The sequence below is a fragment of the Paenibacillus sp. J31R109 genome (genome assembly GCF_059692055.1).
This window is the reverse complement of sequence record NZ_JCAUAR010000004.1, coordinates 327154-344346: the sequence shown is the minus strand read 5'-3', so window position 1 is coordinate 344346 and position 17193 is coordinate 327154. Positions and strand designations below refer to the sequence as shown.

The window sequence follows — 17193 nt, the reverse complement described above, 5'->3', positions numbered from 1 at the left end:
TGGAAAAAAAGTGCCCATCTCCAATACCGAGACGGGCACTTTTATTATCGCTGTCATGTAACAGGCTCTTTGGGTTTTCGGGCACGCGGCTTTGCTGCGGGCTTTTTCCCTTGCGATTTCTCCTCGGTCACCGAGGCATCGGCGCCAAGCGTTATTGTGCCCTCGGACGGTTTCGTCGCATTTAAGCTGGCTTGCAGCGCGGACATCAGGTCGATGACGCTTGTCTTTTGCAATTGAGGAGCGGACTGAATCTCTTCGCCAGCCACTTTATGGTCAATGGCTTCCAGTAAGCGAGCTCGATACTCGTCTTTGTATTTCTCCGGTTCAAAAGGAGTAGATAGCTGATTGATCAGCATTTTGGCCATCTCCATCTCCCGCTCATTCACAGTAACCTTCTCTGGAAGGTTAGGGACTTGCGAAATTGGCCGAATCTCATCCGGGTAGAAGATCGTTTCCATAGCTAAACAATTGTCAATGACGCGGATTGCGGCTAGCGAGCTTTTGGAGCGGATAGACACCTTGGCGATACCGATTTTGCCTGTTTGGCGCATCGAATCAAGCAATAGCATGTAAGCACCTGCACCTGTATCTCCAGGGCCGAGATAATACGTCTTTTGAAAATAAACGGGGTCGATATCTGTTAAATTGACAAAGTCCAAAATCTTAATTTCCTTATTGGCTTCACCGGAGATTTCTTCTAACTCGTCTTTTTCAAAAAGTACGAATCGTCCAGGCTCATATTCATAGCCCTTCGTAATCTCTTCCCACTCTACTTCCTTTTCGCAAGTCTGACATTTTCGGACATAAGATAGCGGGGTAATACAAGTTTTGTGAATATAGCGCATAGAGATGTCTTTATCCTCTGTGGCTGAAAACATTTTAACAGGCACATGAACAAGCCCGAAGCTGATGGCACCTTTCCACACCGTATGCATAGATAGCGTTCCTCCCCCAACATACATAATTGTACTAGTATTCTCTTGAAGCAGAACCTTTATACGGCAGGGATTTAAGAGAATGGTTAGCGCTGAGAATGGAAAGCTTATTAATGCAACATGATAGCCCAAATAGCGAACCAAAGGAGGGATTACGGATGGCATCAGAATCAAATCTGTCACAAAATACGAACAATGAAGATAGGGACGATTGTTATATGGACATTGATCGTATGATTAATGAGGGGCTTGGCGGCGGTAACGTCACCATGCAGGGTGGGTTAATTGAGCACTCAACCACGGATACGATGGAATATCCGGAATCCGTACTGGATGAACCATGAATGTTCACCGCGCTCAGGAGATTTTAGCTGCAGATGAGAAAATTGAGGTGGATCTGAACGGTATGGCTGTCTGGATTGACAGTGTAGATTCCGGTAAAGGTCTCGTCAAAGTACATGCGGAAGGCAATCCCGCAGATGCTCGGGTCGTTCCAGCTAGGGAGCTTGAAGAGGTACACTAAGGTCCGTATGGGCAAAAGCAGCCTTCTCCGATGATTGAATCGGGGAGGGCTTTTCTTTTTTTCACAGGTGACAGGTTGCTGTCACCTGCTAGCGGGGACTATAATAGAAACAGCACGCGCACGCGGAAGAAAGGGATGAGATCATTGACTCAATCCACATTTGTGTTTCGTTCTGAGTATGAAGCAGATACGGATAAACTGGGAACCTTATTATCAACCTATCTACAACCAGGTACGGTCTTGACCTTAGATGGTGATTTGGGTGCTGGCAAAACAAGATTCTCACAAGGCTTCGCAAGAGCAATGGGGATTTCGGAGCATGTGAATTCGCCTACTTTTACGATTATCAAAGAATATGAGGGAGTTGGTCTCCCTTTCTACCATATGGATATGTATCGTATTTCGCAAGAGGAAGCAGATGAATTGGGATTAGAGGATTATTTCTATGGGGCAGGGGTCACGCTGATTGAATGGTCTAGTTTAATTGAGGATTTGCTGCCACCAGAGAGGTTAAGGATTACGATCACCCAAGAGGCTGATCAGACTCGTGTATTTCACCTGACTCCATACGGTTCGCCGTATCTAGGCTGGTGTGAACAGATGAAGGAGAACGGATATTTACATGACGGAACAGATAACTAATACAGGTCGATGCTTAGCCATCGATACTTCAACTTCGGCAATGACAGTAGCTGTTTTGGAAAATGGTCGTCTGCTTGGTGAAGTTAGCTCTCACGCGGAACGAAATCATTCTATTGGATTGATACCTCACATACAAGATTTGCTTTCTAGTTTAGGAATGAAGCCGAGAGATCTTCGCTCGGTCGTTGCCGGTCAAGGACCAGGCTCTTATACGGGCGTTAGAATCGCTGTTTCTGTAGCCAAAACATTCGCATGGTCCATCGGATTGGATCTCGTCGGTGTATCCAGTTTAGAAGCGATGGCGCTTGGTGGTTCTGTACAGAACGACTATAAAAGAACAGGGTTGACATGGGTTGTTCCGCTGATGGATGGAAGGCGTAAACAGGCGTTTACGGCTGTGTATGCGTTTGAAGGAGCAACACCAGTAACAGAAGCAAGAGTGCCTGATGCTACTTGGCGTGAAGTGTTGCCGGATGGTATTCGGGTCATTGGAGCGTGGACGGACCAGATTCTTACCCAAGCAGCTGCTGCTGCGCCTAATCACATTCTATTTGTCGGAGAGACAGAGGGCTTTGTGGCGGAGCTTGAGCAGTTTGCCCAAGATTTTGGAGGCAGTGTGAGTGTGGTTCCTTATGGGATTGAGGCAGCATATATTGGTATACTCGCTTATCCTAGACTTGCAAGTGGCGAGAAAGCGGATGTTCATACCTTCGTACCGAATTACACGAGGCTTCCAGAAGCGGAAGCCAATCTGCTGGCTGGCCTGCAGACGAAGAAAGGGGAACAATAATCATGGAACAGAGACAGCCGCATGCCATAGAAAATGCATTGGTATTCCGCTCGATGACCATGGAAGACATTCCTTTTATTGTCGAGATTGAGCAGGAAGCGTTCACGACACCTTGGACCCGAGGTGCTTTTGAGAATGAGCTGACGAACAACCAATTTGCTCACTATATGATCATGGATATCGATGGGGAAGTCGCAGGATATGGCGGCATGTGGCTCATTATGGAGGAAGCCCATGTTACGAATATCGCGGTAAAAGACACCTACCGAGGTCGTAAGCTCGGGGAAAGACTCCTCCGTGAGTTGATGAAAACTTCATCGTTCCTTGGTGCCATTCGCATTACGCTTGAGGTAAGAACCTCGAATTATGTGGCACAAAATTTATACGAGAAGCTAGGCTTCCGTTCTGTTGGTGTGCGTAGAGGCTACTATACGGATAATCGTGAGGATGCTGTCGTTATGTGGGCAGATTTGCCCAATCGTAGAAAGGATAGCCTCAGTGAATGAGGTTTTCAAATAGGTGAATAGAGTGAGTAATGAACAGACGCAACAGGATGGACAACAAAGAAATATGAGAGATCAAGATCAAGATGTAACATCAAAGCCGGTGTATATTCTCGCTATTGAAACGAGCTGCGATGAGACTTCCGTAGCAATTGTCGAAAATGGCAAAATCATACGCTCGAACATGATTTCGAGCCAGATCGAAACGCACCAACGCTATGGAGGTGTTGTGCCAGAAGTGGCTTCCCGTAAGCATGTGGAGTCGATCACATGGATGCTGGAGGAAGCCGTCACAGAAGCGGGCGTATCGCTCCACGAGCTTTCCGCCATTGCCGTAACCGAAGGCCCCGGATTGATCGGGGCCCTGCTCGTTGGCGTCGTCGCGGGCAAAGCGCTCGCTTGCGCCCTAGAGCTCCCGCTGATTGGTGTTCACCATATCGCGGGACATATCTACGCCAACCAGCTCGTGCATGAGCTGGTGTATCCTTCGATTTCGCTCGTCGTGTCTGGCGGACACACCGAGCTTATTCTGCTCGAAGGCCCCGGCCAGTTCCGTATCATCGGGCGCACGCGCGATGATGCGGCCGGCGAGGCCTACGATAAAATTGCCCGGGCAATGGGATTGCCTTACCCGGGCGGTCCGCACGTGGATCGGCTTGCACAGGAAGCTGATTCCGAGATTCGGATGCCTCGCAGCTGGCTCGAGGCAGATTCCTACGACTTCAGCTTTAGCGGATTGAAATCCGCGGTGCTGAACGTCGTCAACCAAAGCAAAATGCGCGGCGAAACCGTTCAGGTCGCGCAGATTGCTAAGGGCTTCCAAGCATCCGTCATCGACGTACTTGTGGAAAAGGCAAGCCGCGCCGTGAAGGAATTCGGCGCGAAACAGCTCTTGCTCGCGGGCGGTGTCGCCGCGAACAAAGGGCTGCGCAGCAGGCTCGCCGAGCGCTGCGAGCAGCTGGGTGTGCCGCTGCTGGTGCCGCCGCACCGGCTGTGCACGGATAATGCGGCGATGATAGGCGCCGCCGCTTTCTTGAAGTGGGACAAGCAAGAGTTCGACTCCATGGAACTGAAAGCTGAGCCACAGCTTAAGCTCGAAGAGTGGTAGGTGTTTTAGATGCTTTAGATGCTTTTCGCCCTCGCAAGCACGATTAGTCCGAAAAAACCAAACTAAATGGACGCTCATCGCCCTCGATGAGCGTGGAATTCAATTCCGCCAAGCAGGGGAAGTCGAACTAAATCAGCATCAGCTTCGGGGCATGCTCCGAGTAATCAAATAAAATAAATTTTCAGACAGTTGTATTGACTTTGAAAAAAGTGCATATTATAATCACAATCAATACTTTCAAACGCAACGAACGGGAATAGTAAGGCATGAACAGTTTCGCTCAGAGAGCTGTGCGCTTGGTGAAAGCACAGACGAAACGTCACCTGAACTCGCCCGGGAGCGGTAGGACTGATAAGGATGCCAAGGATCCAGCACCCAAGTAGGTCTTGACGGTTGACCCCCGTGATCAGGTGCATGAGTGGTTTCGAGTGTAACAGCTCGGATCAATTAGAGTGGTACCGCGGAAGGTTCAAGCCTGTCGTCTCTTTTATAGAGATGGCAGGCTTTTTTGGTTGTTCTGAAACTGATTTATCTGACGAAACACATATAAATAACGCGATGAACAAGAGTAGTAAGGATTCGATCTCTCCGGTACAGAAAGCTGCGGGTTGATGCAACGCAGACCGAGAACGTCCTGAACTCGCTTGGAAGCGGTCATCTTGATCGGCTGGTGAAAATTAGCTGTTAGGGATGAACGGATGACCTCCGTGATCAGGTGATATAGCGAGCAGCTTGCTGGCTATATCTGAGGTGGACTCCTTCACGGAGTCAACAAGAGTGGTACCGCGCTGGGTGAAGACCCGTCGTCTCTTATGTGGAGATGACGGGTCTTTTTGTCGTCTGTGGTTAGTGAGCTGCAGCCACTGAATACAGTCGACTAAAGTCGCCGCTCGGATGAATTGCACGCTGTAACGGTGAAAAACACGCTTACAGCACATGAGACCATACAAATTCACAGCCCTCACGGGCATACCTTAGGAGGAAACAACCATGGAAAACCATACAAATACTAATCGGCGCATTCGCATTTTTGATACAACACTTCGTGATGGAGAGCAAGCGCCGGGCGCATCCCTCTACCCAGAAGAGAAAATCCGCATCGCGAGACAGCTTGCTCTTATGGGCATTGACACGATTGAGCCGGGATTCCCGATCTCAAGCCCTGGCGATTTTCAAGCGGTGCAGCAGATTTCACGCGAGCTGCAAGGCGTTGAGATCTGCGGCTTCGCTCGCGCGGTCAAAGCCGACATCGACGCAGCGGTCAAAGCTACGCAAGACGCAGCATCCAGACGCATTCACATGTTCCTGTCCTCGTCGGACATCCACCTGGATTTCCAGCTGCGCAAATCGCGTCAGCAGGTAGTCGAGATGGCTCGCGCTATGGTCGGCTATGCGAAGCAATTCGTCGATCGGATCGAGTTCTCGCCGATGGATGCGACTCGAACGGGGGATGAGTTCCTTTTCGAAGTGCTAGAAGCTGTGATCGCCGAAGGTGCAACGATTCTCAACATACCAGACACAGTGGGCTATGCGCTTCCTGAAGAATATGGTGCGATGTTCCGCAGAGTGCGCCAAAGTGTAAGAGGCGGCGATACGGTCGAGTACAGCGCCCACTGTCATAATGATCTGGGGCTTGCTGTTGCCAACAGCCTTGCTGCTATTGCTGCAGGTGTCACGCATGTGGAAGTAACGGTGAACGGCGTCGGCGAGCGTGCCGGTAACTGCTCACTTGAAGAGCTTGTCATGGCGATTGAGACGCGGAAGCATTCGATGGGGGTGGAAACGGGCATCGTGACGAGCGAGATTTTTAACACTTCCAAAATGGTCTCCCGCATCATGGGTTTCCCGATTGCCTATAACAAACCGATTGTCGGCCGTAACGCTTTCCAACACGAAGCGGGTATCCATCAGGATGGGCTGCTTAAAAACCGCAATACGTACGAGATTATGGATCCAGAAAAGCTGGGCATTCCGCGCTCTATGATTATCCTTGGTAAGCATTCCGGCCGTCATGCACTGAAGCATCGCGTGGGTCAGTTCGGTATCGAGCTTACAGGCGAGGAACTGGATTCACTATATACGCGCTTCAAAGAAAAAGCCGATGAGCAGAAAATGGTCACAGATGACCAACTGATGGAGCTTGTAGGCAGTACGGTTGATGGGCAAATGGAGCCGTTCACGCTGTCGCATATGCAAGTGATTTCGAGCAGTGACCGTAATCGCGTAGCTTCCGTATCTGTCAGAAATAATCAGACGGGCATAGAGAGCGTCTACTCTGGTACCGGCGAAGGCCCAATCGAGGCTATCGTGCATTGTCTGCAACAAGCGATCCCGATGGATGTGGAGTTCTCTGATCTGGAGCTGCACTCGTTGTCCACAGGGGAAAAAGCTACCGGTGAAGCCGAAGTGACGATTTCGGTTGGCGGTCAAACCTACAAGAACACGGGTATCGACCAGGATGTGCTTGTTGCGGTAGCCAAAGCGTTCATATCGGCTTGCAATCAAGCGATTCGGATGCAAAATAGCGTGACCTCCGAGACAACGGAGACCGTTATTCCAGCTTCTTAACGAATAGATTTCGTCGCATACATCCGAATTGTAAGAAAACTTAGATATATACACATCGTGTGAGCAAGGTTATACACATACCCTGTGTACAATGTGCATAACTCATAGAAAACGTGATCTATCAACCTTTTTAAAGTGCAAAGGAATAGGATAACTTTTTCACAAAAAAATGTGGGTAATGTGGATAACTTTGTGGTCAAATCAAAGAAATACTGATGGGGGGCGGAAATTGCCTCCCTTTTTCTGTGGATAACGCTGTGTATAACAAATTATGGTGCGAGAAAGTACAGTTGAAATTATCGGAACAATTCGTCATTATTTTTCTGTGTATAAGAGAGGTCGAAGAGGTGAGTTTGAACAGTTTTGGGGGAAGTTTTCAAGTGATTGTCGTGCAAACCTGCACCTCCTGTGGGTAACTTTGAACATTTTGTGAACTTGTCCACAGTTATACCCGCTAACCTGCTCGACAACTCGTCGTAAAAAACAAAAAGTCCACGTCAACCGACGTGAACTCCAGATTTAACCCCATTTTAAGCTAATAAAACTTCCCACTCTTCGTAACAAGCCGCAAGTGAACTCTTGCGTTTATCAACTTCGGCTGTTTTCTCCTGCACAAGCATATAGTCGTTATACACCGCGGGATCGGCAAGCTCGGCCTCGAGCGCTGTAACCTCTTCTTCAAGTCGAGCAATATCCAGCTCAAGCTGTTCTAGCTTCCGCTGACGACTGCGTTCTTCACGTTTCGCCAACTTGTCCGCTTCGTAGCTGCCACCACCAACAGGTTCGGCTTTCACTGTATTCGTAGAAGCGGAATTGCCAGCTGATTTCTTCTCCGCCTCTTTGGCTAGACGCTTCGCTTCCATTTCAGCAAGCTCGGCTTTTTTCTCCACATAGTCATCGTAGTTGCCAAGATAGCTCGTTAAGCCATCTTTTTGCAGATCGAGCATGCTCTCCGCCATTTTATTGAGGAAATACCGGTCATGGGAGATGAATAGCAAGGTCCCCTCGTAGTCCATCAACGCTGATTCGAGCACTTCTTTACTATATAAATCGAGATGGTTGGTAGGCTCATCGAGAATCAATACGTTGGCCTTCTGAAGCATGAGTTTGGCGAGCGAGACGCGAGCTTTTTCTCCGCCGCTTAATGCAGCAATCTTCTTAAATACATCTTCGCCGCTAAAAAGAAAGCTGCCAAGCACCGTACGAATACGCGCTTCCTCCAGGTGAGGATACGTGTTCCACACTTCTTCCAACACGCTGTTGGACGGGTTCAAGCCTTTTTGCTCTTGATCGTAGTAACCGATCGTGACGCCAGCACCCCATTTGAACGTACCCGCATCTTGCTTATGCTGACCGATCAATGTTTTGAGCAAGGTGGATTTCCCGACCCCGTTAGGTCCGATTAATGCAGCGGTTTCGGATCGGCGAAGCTGGAAGGAGACACCGTCGAGGAGACGCTTTTTGCCATCGTACGAAAGCGACAGTCGGTCTACTTGCAGAACTTCTTTCCCAGATGTTTGCTCGATTTCAAAAGAGAACGAGGCTCGCTTCAGATCGCCCATAGGCTTGTCCAAACGGTCCATTTTCTCAAGCTGCTTACGGCGAGACTGCGCTCTCTTTGTCGTCGAAGCACGCACGATATTACGCTGCACGAAATCCTCCAACTTCGAGATTTCTTCTTGCTGCTTTTCAAACTGTTTCAATTCAATTTCATAGTTCGCTTCTTTAATCTCAATAAAACGGGAATAATTACCCGTATACCGTTTGGAGGCATGGCGTTCAATTTCATAAATCGACGTCACCAACGCGTCAAGGAAATAACGGTCATGGGATACGACGAGAATAGCGCCAGGATAGCCGCGCAGATAGCCTTCAAGCCACGTTAATGTGGCGATGTCCAAATGGTTGGTAGGCTCATCGAGCATGAGCAGATCGGGTTCTTCCAGCAACATTTTAGCCAAGGCCAATCTCGTCTTCTGCCCTCCGCTGAGGGTGTTAACTAAGGTCTCTGGTGCAAACTGTCCAAAGCCCATCCCATGCAAAATACCGCGGATCTTGGCCTCAATTTCATAGCCGCCATGCTCACGAAACCATTCGGAGCGCAGCGCATACCGATTCATGGTCGTTTCATACTTTTTCTCATCGGAGATGAGATCGGGGTCAGCCATCAAGGCTTCCAGCTCACGCAGCTCTCGTTCGGTCTCCAACAATGAACTGAATACGCTAAGCAGCTCATTCCATATGGATTTATCGGTGTTAAGTCCGCTGTTTTGCTTAAGATAGCCGATCTTGGTTTCTTTTGCTTTGAAAAGATCACCACTATCATACGACATTTCACCCGCAATGATTTGAAGAAGGGTGGACTTCCCGGCGCCGTTGACTCCAACGAGTCCGATGCGTTCCCTATTTTCGATTTGAAGCGTTATATTAGAGAGTACGGAGCGTACCCCATAGCTTTTGGAAATGTTAGAAACTTGTAATAGCATGTTGCTGCTACCTCCTGCGTTTTAGATACATATTAATGTAAGAACCTTTTTAAGTTGACCTTAGAATCCTGTTTCAATCCCATCAAATCATTAGTATACACGAAGAATGAAGGCAACGCCTGCTTAATTTAGACATGAATTATAGGTGATTCGGAGTGGTCTGCGGTACGAGTATAGTTTTTTACTTTATTTATGTTAAAATGGGGGAAACCACTCCTCGCTAGGAAGGGCTGTAGCTTATGATGAACATCCGAGAGCGGAAAATAGAATTACGTAAAGAAATGGAACTACGACGTGCTTCGATTGTTGCTGAGATACGTGATGAGAAGCAACAACAGATAAACCAAAGAATGGTGAAGCTATGCTCGGATAAGCTGTTTGAACAGGGGCAGTTATCCTCACATTCACAGCCTACGCTGATGAGCTATATGCCTTTCCGCTCAGAACCAGACGTTGCACCATTAATGGAATGGTGTTGGCAGCAGGGAATTCGTGTGCTGATACCGAAGGTAGTGGCGGATACGAAGACGATGAACTTGCACATCATAAGTCGATATGAGGACCTCGAAAGTGGTGCTTATGGGATTAGAGAACCGCGTAGTGATGTTCCGATAGAACATGATTTAGGCGCCGTTTCGATGATTGTTGTGCCTGGGCTGGCGTTTGATCTGGATTTCGGACGCTTAGGGTATGGCGGAGGTTTCTATGATCGTTTTATGCAGCTATTCGCTGCGCGTGGATTGAAAAGACCTTTTGCCGTTGCAGCTGCTTTCGATAATCAATTGATTCCTGCTGTTCCTTCTTCTTGGCATGATTTCCGAGTGGATGGCATCGTAACCGAAAGTAAGATGGTGTTCAAAACAGAAACCTAATATAGAGGTGATTGCAGTGCCCGATTCTTCACCATTGACGCATTTTAATGAACAGGGACGAGCGCGAATGGTCGACATATCGGATAAAGATGAGACGAAGCGCACAGCCACAGCTCGCTCTACCTTAGTCATGAAGTCAGAAACCCTAGATTTAATTGTGCAGGGTAAAATGAAAAAAGGCGACGTCCTCGCCGTGGCTCAAGTGGCTGGCATCATGGCCGCCAAGAAAACGTCGGACTGGATACCGATGTGCCATCCCATTGCCTTAACTGGGGTAGATATTCAGTTTTCGAATAATGGCAGCAATGAACTATACATAGAAGCAACTGTACGTACAACAGGTCCTACAGGGGTAGAAATGGAAGCCCTAACGGCAGTGTCTGCCGCGGCATTGACCGTGTACGACATGTGCAAAGCTGTAGAGAAAGAGATGATGATTAACTCGACCCTGCTTGTCATGAAAACTGGCGGCAAAAACGGGGATTTTTACAGGCAAGACATGAAAGCGTGATGGAAGTAAGCACCAGCGCCAACATACCGTTAATCGGGTGAGGTTCTGCGAATCACGCAGGTTAGTGGGTTGATCTCATTCAGTGAACAAGGGAGAGGTGACGAAGGATGCACTGGAAAGTTGCGATTTTGACAGCCAGTGACCGCGGTTACCGAGGAGAACGAGAAGACACTAGCGCTCAGGTAATCCGCGAGCTGATTGAAGAGGAAATTCAAGGCGAGATCATCGAGTACCGGGTCGTTCCGGACGAGATGGACGAAATTATGGCTTCCTTAATAGAAATGACTGATTACTATCAAGCTGATTTGATTTTAACAACGGGTGGAACCGGACTAGCTCCACGGGATGTCACACCAGAAGCAACGCTCAATGTCATTGATCGTGTTGCACCTGGCTTTGCAGAAGCGATGCGCATGATTTCGATGCAAAAAACGAAAAAAGCGATGCTTTCCAGAGCTGTTTCAGGGATTCGCGGACGTACGCTGATCATTAATTTGCCAGGCAGTCCGAAGGGCGTGCAAGAGAATTTGATGGCAATTATTGATCAATTGCCTCATGCGCTGGGGATTTTGACTGGTAAAGAAGGCGATCACGGGTGAGCGGAATGGGGAAAGAAACTTCCATGCTGCGCGAGGTGAAGGTGGAAGATGCGATCGGCATGATTCTGCCGCATGACCTCACGCAGATCCTGCCAGGCGAGTTCAAAGGCCGTCTCTTCCGCAAAGGGCATCAAGTAACGGAAGCGGACATTCCTGCCCTGCTGAGCATCGGCAAGGAGCATATTTACGTGATGGAGCTGCAGCCTGGCTATTTGCATGAGGATGAGGCTGCATTGCGCATGGCACGGGCGATTGCGGGAACGGATGCAAGCGCGAGTGCGAGTGCGGATCTTAAGCTGACCGATCCGCATGAGGGCAAAGTGAACGTGAAATCGGAGATTCACGGTTTGGTGAAGATCGATAAGGCGTTCGTTGACAGTGTGAACGCCATCGATGAGGTCGTGTTGTCGACGATTCGCAGCAACACGGTTGTGCAAGCAGGCGCTTCGCTGGTCGGTACGCGGGTAATCCCGCTGATCGTCGACGAAGCGAAGGTTGAGGAGGTCGAGCGGTTAGCCGCCGCTCGCCGTGCAGAGGGCTTCACCTTGCTTGAGGTGAAGCCGTTTCGGGCGCTGCGCGTCGGCGTGATCACGACGGGCAGCGAGGTCTTCAAGGGCCGAATCAAGGATAAATTCGGCCCGGTTGTGAAAGAGAAAGTCGCGCAGCTCGGCTCCGAGGTTGTGGACCAACGCTTCGTGTCGGACGACAGCGAAGCGATTGTGGGTGAGATCCACGCGCTAGCCGCGCTAGGCGTGGATCTGGTGTTGGTCACGGGCGGCATGTCCGTGGACCCGGATGATCGCACGCCGGGTGCGATCAAGGCGGCCGGCGCCCGCGTGGTCAGCTACGGCACGCCGATGCTGCCGGGCTCGATGCTGATGATCGCCTATCTAGGCGATCTGCCGATCATGGGCCTGCCGGGTTGTGTGATGCACGACCCGTACACGTCCTTTGATGTGCTGCTGCCGCGCATCTGCGCTGGCGAAGAGATCGTGCGTAGTGACATCACGGAGATGGGCTACGGCGGATTTTATCAGTGTTAGAAGATGTGTCACTTTATTCCTTTATTGATTTACCGTATTCATAACGCATTACATGATGGAGATGAAGTTTATGCTTCAAAATATAGGATTTACCGAACTATTATTGATTGCGGTCGTTGCGCTTGTCATCTTCGGTCCACAAAAGCTGCCGGAGATCGGCAGAATGCTGGGTAAGACGTTAAGGGATTTCAAGCAAGCGACGAACGAACTGATGAGTGACGAGCCCAAAGCACCGTTAGCATCCAAAACACCTGTTGCACCTGACCCGGTTACCCCAGTCGAGGCAGCTAGCAGCGTTGTTATTGCAAATGATGACGTTCCAGTGCCTTCGCTTACAAAGTCACCATCAGAACATGACTTGATAGACGCAGTGGCCGATATAAAAGTAGAGGTCGAATCAACTATCTCACCTACAGCGAAGCCAGCTGCGACTTTCATTTCTAACAAGTCTTCTGAGGTTGTCCATGTAACTGGGACGGCTGTTGAAGCCGTAGCCACACCAGCAGACAGCGATGTGTTGTCCTCCGCTCCTGCACAAGCCTCGGCCCCTACCCCGGCGCCAGCGCAGCAGTCAGGCAATTCACGGCGGTTACCGGATTAGTTTTAGGCAGATGAACAGTGGTTCAGCCTTGCAGGTTGTATGCACTAGATTAGGTAGGTGAACTCGGTTGAAAAATGAAGAAATGTCGCTTGTAGAGCACCTTGGTGAGTTGCGCAAGCGGATCATGTGGATATTAGTTGTTCTGGTCATAGGCATGGTTGGTGGGCTTGTTGCTGCTAAACCTGTCATTCGGTATTTGAAAAGCATTCCCCCTGCGAAAGATATTGGTTGGAATGTGTTCTCGCCTTGGGATGCCCTGCGTTTGTATATGAATTTCGGTTTGGCTGTCGGCCTTCTTATTACATTGCCCGTTATTCTGTATCATATATGGGCTTTTGTTAAGCCAGGCTTGCGGGAAACGGAGCAGAAGGCTTCACTTCTTTACGTGCCCTATGCATTTTTGCTCTTCTTATTGGGGCTATCCTTCGGGTATTGGGTTGTTTTTCCGATGGCCTTTTATTTTACTTCGTCGATTAGCAAAAGCTTAGAAATTACGGAGATGTACGGTGCTGCACAGTATTTTACCTTTATGTTTAACATCGTTTTGCCGCTGGCTTGTGTGTTTGAGATGCCTATTGTGGTGATGTTCCTCACAAAGATTAAGCTGCTGAACCCGAAGCGTCTGCATAAGTTTAGAAGATATGCTTACATGCTCATGGTCATTCTAGCGACCGTTATTACGCCTCCAGATGCAATTTCAGCCATATTAGTTGCGGTTCCGCTTATTATTTTATATGAATTCAGTGTGTTCATGTCGGGCTTCATTTATCGGAAACAGCTTGCGAACGATGCCGCTTGGGAACGGGAGTTTGGCCCTAAATGAGGAAATAGTTAAACATAGTCTGCCTTCGTGGTGGGCTATTTTTTTTCATATTTGGAGGGAATATTTGGTTATCATTTGGGTAGAATGAGGGGGGTGTCCACAAGAATGAAAAATGTGTAAAAGGACTTGCAAATTACTCCCAGAATGAGTATCATAAGAGGTGTTGTTAGCACTAAACACATTCGAGTGCTAATAACAAAGAAATATAACCAGACAATTTTCTAAAGGAGGCTATTTTTCCATGATCAGACCGTTAGGTGATCGAGTTATCATTGAAGCCGTTGCGAAAGAGGAGACTACAGCAAGTGGCATCGTGCTGCCAGATACAGCTAAAGAAAAACCACAAGAAGGTAAAGTTGTAGCCGTTGGCGCTGGCGCGTTGAAAGATGGCGTACGCGTTGCGCTTGAAGTAAGCGAAGGCGACCGCATCATTTTCTCCAAATACGCTGGAACTGAAGTGAAATACGAAGGCCGCGAACTGTTGATCTTGCGCGAAAGCGACATTCTCGCTGTATTAGCCTAAGTTAGAGCAGCATATAGATCGGGCTTTACGTTATTAAAGATTTTTATACTTAGTATACAGGTTTCTTAATTAGAGGAGGTTACCAATCGTGGCAAAAGATATTAAGTTCAGTGAAGACGCACGCCGCGCGATGCTTCGCGGGGTAGATGCTTTGGCAAATGCCGTTAAAGTAACACTAGGTCCAAAAGGCCGTAACGTAGTTCTTGAGAAAAAATTTGGTAGCCCGTTGATCACGAACGATGGTGTTACTATCGCGAAAGAAATCGAACTTGAAGATGCTTTCGAAAACATGGGAGCTCAACTTGTTAAAGAAGTTGCTACCAAAACGAACGATGTTGCCGGTGACGGTACAACAACTGCAACGGTTCTAGCACAAGCTATGATCCGTGAAGGTCTGAAAAACGTTACTGCAGGCGCTAACCCAATGGTTATCCGCAAAGGTATCGAGAAAGCTGTTAAAGCCGCTATTGAAGAGCTTCAAGCTATTGCTAAGCCGATCGAAGGCAAACAATCCATCGCACAAGTTGCGGCAATCTCTGCTGCTGACGATGAAGTAGGCGAATTGATCGCTGAAGCTATGGAAAAAGTAGGTAAAGACGGTGTTATCACAGTTGAAGAATCCAAAGGCTTCTTGACGGAGCTTGAGGTTGTAGAAGGTATGCAATTCGACCGTGGATACACATCCCCATACATGATCACAGATACGGATAAAATGGAAGCAGTTCTAGACAACCCGTACATCTTGATCACAGACAAAAAAATCTCGAACATCCAAGAAATCTTGCCTGTTCTTGAAAAAGTGGTTCAATCCGGTAAACAACTTCTAATCATTGCTGAAGACGTTGATGGCGAAGCACAAGCAACACTTGTTGTGAACAGACTTCGTGGCACATTCACTTGCGTAGCTGTTAAAGCTCCTGGTTTCGGTGACCGTCGTAAAGCGATGTTGGGTGATATCGCTGCTCTAACAGGTGGCCAAGTGATTACAGAAGAGCTTGGTTTGGATCTGAAATCCACAACTCCTGATCAATTGGGTAGCGCGCGTCAAATCCGTGTTACGAAAGAAAACACAATCATCGTTGATGGTGCTGGTAACCCGAAAGATATCGCAGCTCGCGTTACACAAATCCGTTCCCAATTGGAAGAAACAACTTCCGACTTCGATAAAGAAAAATTGCAAGAGCGTTTGGCTAAACTTTCTGGCGGCGTAGCTGTTATCAAAGTTGGCGCAGCGACTGAAACTGAATTGAAAGAGCGCAAACTTCGCATCGAAGATGCTTTGAACGCGACTCGTGCAGCAGTTGAAGAAGGTATCGTTTCTGGTGGTGGTACTGCCCTAGTTAACGTATACAACGCAGTAGCGAAAGTTGTAGCTTCCGGCGATGAGCAAACGGGTGTTAACATCATCCTTCGTTCCCTTGAAGAGCCAGTTCGCACAATCGCAGCTAACGCTGGTCAAGAAGGCTCCGTAATCGTTGAGCGCTTGAAAAACGAAAAAGTAGGCATCGGCTACAACGCAGCAACTGGACAATGGGTAAACATGTTCGAAGCTGGTATCGTTGACCCTGCGAAAGTAACGCGTTCCGCACTTCAAAACGCAGCTTCCGTAGCAGCTATGTTCTTGACTACTGAAGCGGTTATCGCTGATAAACCAGAAAAAGACAAACCAGGTATGCCTGATATGGGCGGCATGGGTGGTATGGGCGGCATGATGTAATTCGTTCGCCAAAACCCTTATAAACACTGTTGTAATAATGGGCTCCTTCGGGAGCCTTTTTTATTTAAAAATCACGAAAAACTCACATTTTTTGCAAAACGAGGGCTCCGAGGATGTCTCCAAAGTGAATCTTGATCTTTTCATCCGCATCTTTTTTCATTTTCTCTGTAACGTGTGTGTAGATCTTCAGCGTGGTTTCTGGGTCATCATGTTCACGTATATAACTTATGCCAATGGATGGCGGCGCGAAATCGGGAGTATGACATTTCGTCTGGGTTTATTCGGCAATATAACAGTGAATTAGATGATTTAAAGAAAGCAAATCCTGAGCCGGCATTGTCGCCAATGAAGGTGGAGTGAGATGAATAAACCGGAAATGTTTGCTTAACAGATGGCCACCGGAGCTGAGCTAATATAGCGAAAATTTGGGGAGACCTGTTATTTAATGTATAAGATAACCCTTACGGAGCAAAGGGTGACTTCACATTACGACAAAAGCAGGCACGGATGATACAAGCAATTGTTAAAGCTATTGATGCTGCAATAGCAAATGGCGGAGGTACGGTGCACTTTCCTCCCGGAGTATACCGTGTTACCCAAACTATCATGGTAACAGGAAACGGCATTAGCTTCACAGAGATGGTAAAATCTATTGGCAAACAGAAGTTGACGCGCCAACTTTTATCGTCACAGGCACAAACATTACATTTAAAGATTTATTATTTCGCTCTGATCCGTTATATCCACGTCGATGGGTCGGCGGATTTATCCTATTACAAGGGGCGTCCCTTGTCTATATTGTTAACAATACATTTCTTGATTCGCCAATTACCGCTGTTTATTGGTGGCACGCTTGTCACGACATTGAGGTTATAGGGAATATTGTTCGTGACTCAAAAGCCGACGGTATTCACTTTGTGGACGGGTCACATGATGTTAGTGTTGCTAA

General features: G+C 48.2%; 19 protein-coding genes and 2 other annotated features. Of the genes, 17 read left to right on the top strand and 2 right to left on the bottom strand.

Annotated features, from left to right (window positions below):
• Positions 1-53: 53 nt before the first annotated feature.
• Positions 54-935, bottom strand: coding sequence for a non-homologous end joining protein Ku (gene ku, locus AC58QT_RS14440; protein ID WP_497409573.1), 882 nt, complete (start codon positions 933-935; stop codon positions 54-56).
• 158 nt (positions 936-1093) lie between these two features.
• Between ku and AC58QT_RS14435 the strand changes: the two genes are divergently transcribed.
• The 7 genes from AC58QT_RS14435 to AC58QT_RS14405 all read left to right on the top strand — a co-directional run bounded on the left by AC58QT_RS14435 (position 1094) and on the right by AC58QT_RS14405 (position 7069).
• Positions 1094-1279 (top strand): hypothetical protein, encoded by a 186-nt coding sequence (locus AC58QT_RS14435; RefSeq protein WP_310499727.1) that lies wholly within the window; start codon positions 1094-1096, stop codon positions 1277-1279.
• The gene (locus AC58QT_RS14430; RefSeq protein ID WP_310499728.1) at positions 1276-1458 is read left to right on the top strand and encodes a small, acid-soluble spore protein, H family; all 183 of its coding nucleotides are present in this window, start codon (positions 1276-1278) and stop codon (positions 1456-1458) included. The genes AC58QT_RS14435 and AC58QT_RS14430 overlap by 4 nt, the downstream gene beginning before the upstream one ends.
• A gap of 135 nt (positions 1459-1593) precedes the next feature.
• Positions 1594-2100, top strand: a complete 507-nt coding sequence (gene tsaE, locus AC58QT_RS14425) for a tRNA (adenosine(37)-N6)-threonylcarbamoyltransferase complex ATPase subunit type 1 TsaE (RefSeq protein ID WP_497409572.1) — start codon at positions 1594-1596, stop codon at positions 2098-2100.
• Positions 2081-2890, top strand: a complete 810-nt coding sequence (gene tsaB, locus AC58QT_RS14420; protein WP_497409571.1) for a tRNA (adenosine(37)-N6)-threonylcarbamoyltransferase complex dimerization subunit type 1 TsaB — start codon at positions 2081-2083, stop codon at positions 2888-2890. Before tsaE ends, tsaB begins: the two co-directional genes overlap by 20 nt.
• A 2-nt stretch (positions 2891-2892) precedes the next feature.
• Positions 2893-3396 (top strand): ribosomal protein S18-alanine N-acetyltransferase, encoded by a 504-nt coding sequence (rimI, locus tag AC58QT_RS14415; RefSeq protein WP_310499731.1) that lies wholly within the window; start codon positions 2893-2895, stop codon positions 3394-3396.
• A 64-nt stretch (positions 3397-3460) separates the two neighbouring features.
• Positions 3461-4501 (top strand): tRNA (adenosine(37)-N6)-threonylcarbamoyltransferase complex transferase subunit TsaD, encoded by a 1041-nt coding sequence (gene tsaD / locus AC58QT_RS14410; RefSeq protein WP_497409728.1) that lies wholly within the window; start codon positions 3461-3463, stop codon positions 4499-4501.
• A gap of 237 nt (positions 4502-4738) precedes the next feature.
• Positions 4739-4990 (top strand) — a binding site (T-box leader).
• A gap of 60 nt (positions 4991-5050) precedes the next feature.
• Positions 5051-5315: a binding site (T-box leader), on the top strand.
• Positions 5316-5491: 176 nt separating this feature from the next.
• The gene (locus AC58QT_RS14405) at positions 5492-7069 is read left to right on the top strand and encodes a 2-isopropylmalate synthase (RefSeq protein ID WP_497409570.1); all 1578 of its coding nucleotides are present in this window, start codon (positions 5492-5494) and stop codon (positions 7067-7069) included.
• A 530-nt stretch (positions 7070-7599) separates the two neighbouring features.
• Here AC58QT_RS14405 and AC58QT_RS14400 read toward each other — a convergent pair.
• A complete protein-coding gene (locus AC58QT_RS14400) occupies positions 7600-9555 on the bottom strand; it encodes an ABC-F family ATP-binding cassette domain-containing protein (protein WP_497409569.1) in 1956 nt (651 codons plus the stop codon).
• Between the two features lie 239 nt (positions 9556-9794).
• Here AC58QT_RS14400 and AC58QT_RS14395 point away from each other — a divergent pair, with 239 nt between their 5' ends.
• The 10 genes from AC58QT_RS14395 (at position 9795) to AC58QT_RS14350 (ending at position 17120) form a co-directional block, all read left to right on the top strand.
• The gene (locus tag AC58QT_RS14395; RefSeq protein ID WP_497409568.1) at positions 9795-10427 is read left to right on the top strand and encodes a 5-formyltetrahydrofolate cyclo-ligase; all 633 of its coding nucleotides are present in this window, start codon (positions 9795-9797) and stop codon (positions 10425-10427) included.
• A 16-nt stretch (positions 10428-10443) separates the two neighbouring features.
• Positions 10444-10938, top strand: a complete 495-nt coding sequence (moaC, locus tag AC58QT_RS14390; protein WP_497409567.1) for a cyclic pyranopterin monophosphate synthase MoaC — start codon at positions 10444-10446, stop codon at positions 10936-10938.
• Between the two features lie 107 nt (positions 10939-11045).
• Positions 11046-11537, top strand: a complete 492-nt coding sequence (locus tag AC58QT_RS14385; RefSeq protein WP_056608535.1) for a MogA/MoaB family molybdenum cofactor biosynthesis protein — start codon at positions 11046-11048, stop codon at positions 11535-11537.
• Positions 11538-11542: 5 nt separating this feature from the next.
• Entirely contained in the window at positions 11543-12580 is a 1038-nt protein-coding gene (locus tag AC58QT_RS14380; RefSeq protein WP_497409566.1) for a molybdopterin-binding protein, read from the top strand.
• 70 nt (positions 12581-12650) lie between these two features.
• A complete protein-coding gene (gene tatA, locus AC58QT_RS14375) occupies positions 12651-13181 on the top strand; it encodes a twin-arginine translocase TatA/TatE family subunit (protein WP_497409565.1) in 531 nt (176 codons plus the stop codon).
• 82 nt (positions 13182-13263) lie between these two features.
• The gene (gene tatC, locus AC58QT_RS14370; protein ID WP_497409727.1) at positions 13264-14004 is read left to right on the top strand and encodes a twin-arginine translocase subunit TatC; all 741 of its coding nucleotides are present in this window, start codon (positions 13264-13266) and stop codon (positions 14002-14004) included.
• Between the two features lie 241 nt (positions 14005-14245).
• Entirely contained in the window at positions 14246-14527 is a 282-nt protein-coding gene (gene groES / locus AC58QT_RS14365; protein WP_310499739.1) for a co-chaperone GroES, read from the top strand.
• Between the two features lie 88 nt (positions 14528-14615).
• On the top strand, positions 14616-16244 hold the full coding sequence (gene groL, locus AC58QT_RS14360; RefSeq protein WP_310499740.1) for a chaperonin GroEL: 1629 nt from the start codon (positions 14616-14618) through the stop codon (positions 16242-16244).
• Between the two features lie 124 nt (positions 16245-16368).
• The gene (locus AC58QT_RS14355) at positions 16369-16548 is read left to right on the top strand and encodes a hypothetical protein (RefSeq protein WP_497409564.1); all 180 of its coding nucleotides are present in this window, start codon (positions 16369-16371) and stop codon (positions 16546-16548) included.
• 203 nt (positions 16549-16751) lie between these two features.
• Positions 16752-17120 carry a hypothetical protein gene (locus AC58QT_RS14350; protein ID WP_497409563.1) on the top strand — a complete coding sequence of 123 codons (369 nt, stop codon included), beginning with the start codon at positions 16752-16754 and terminating at the stop codon, positions 17118-17120.
• Positions 17121-17193: the final 73 nt, after the last annotated feature.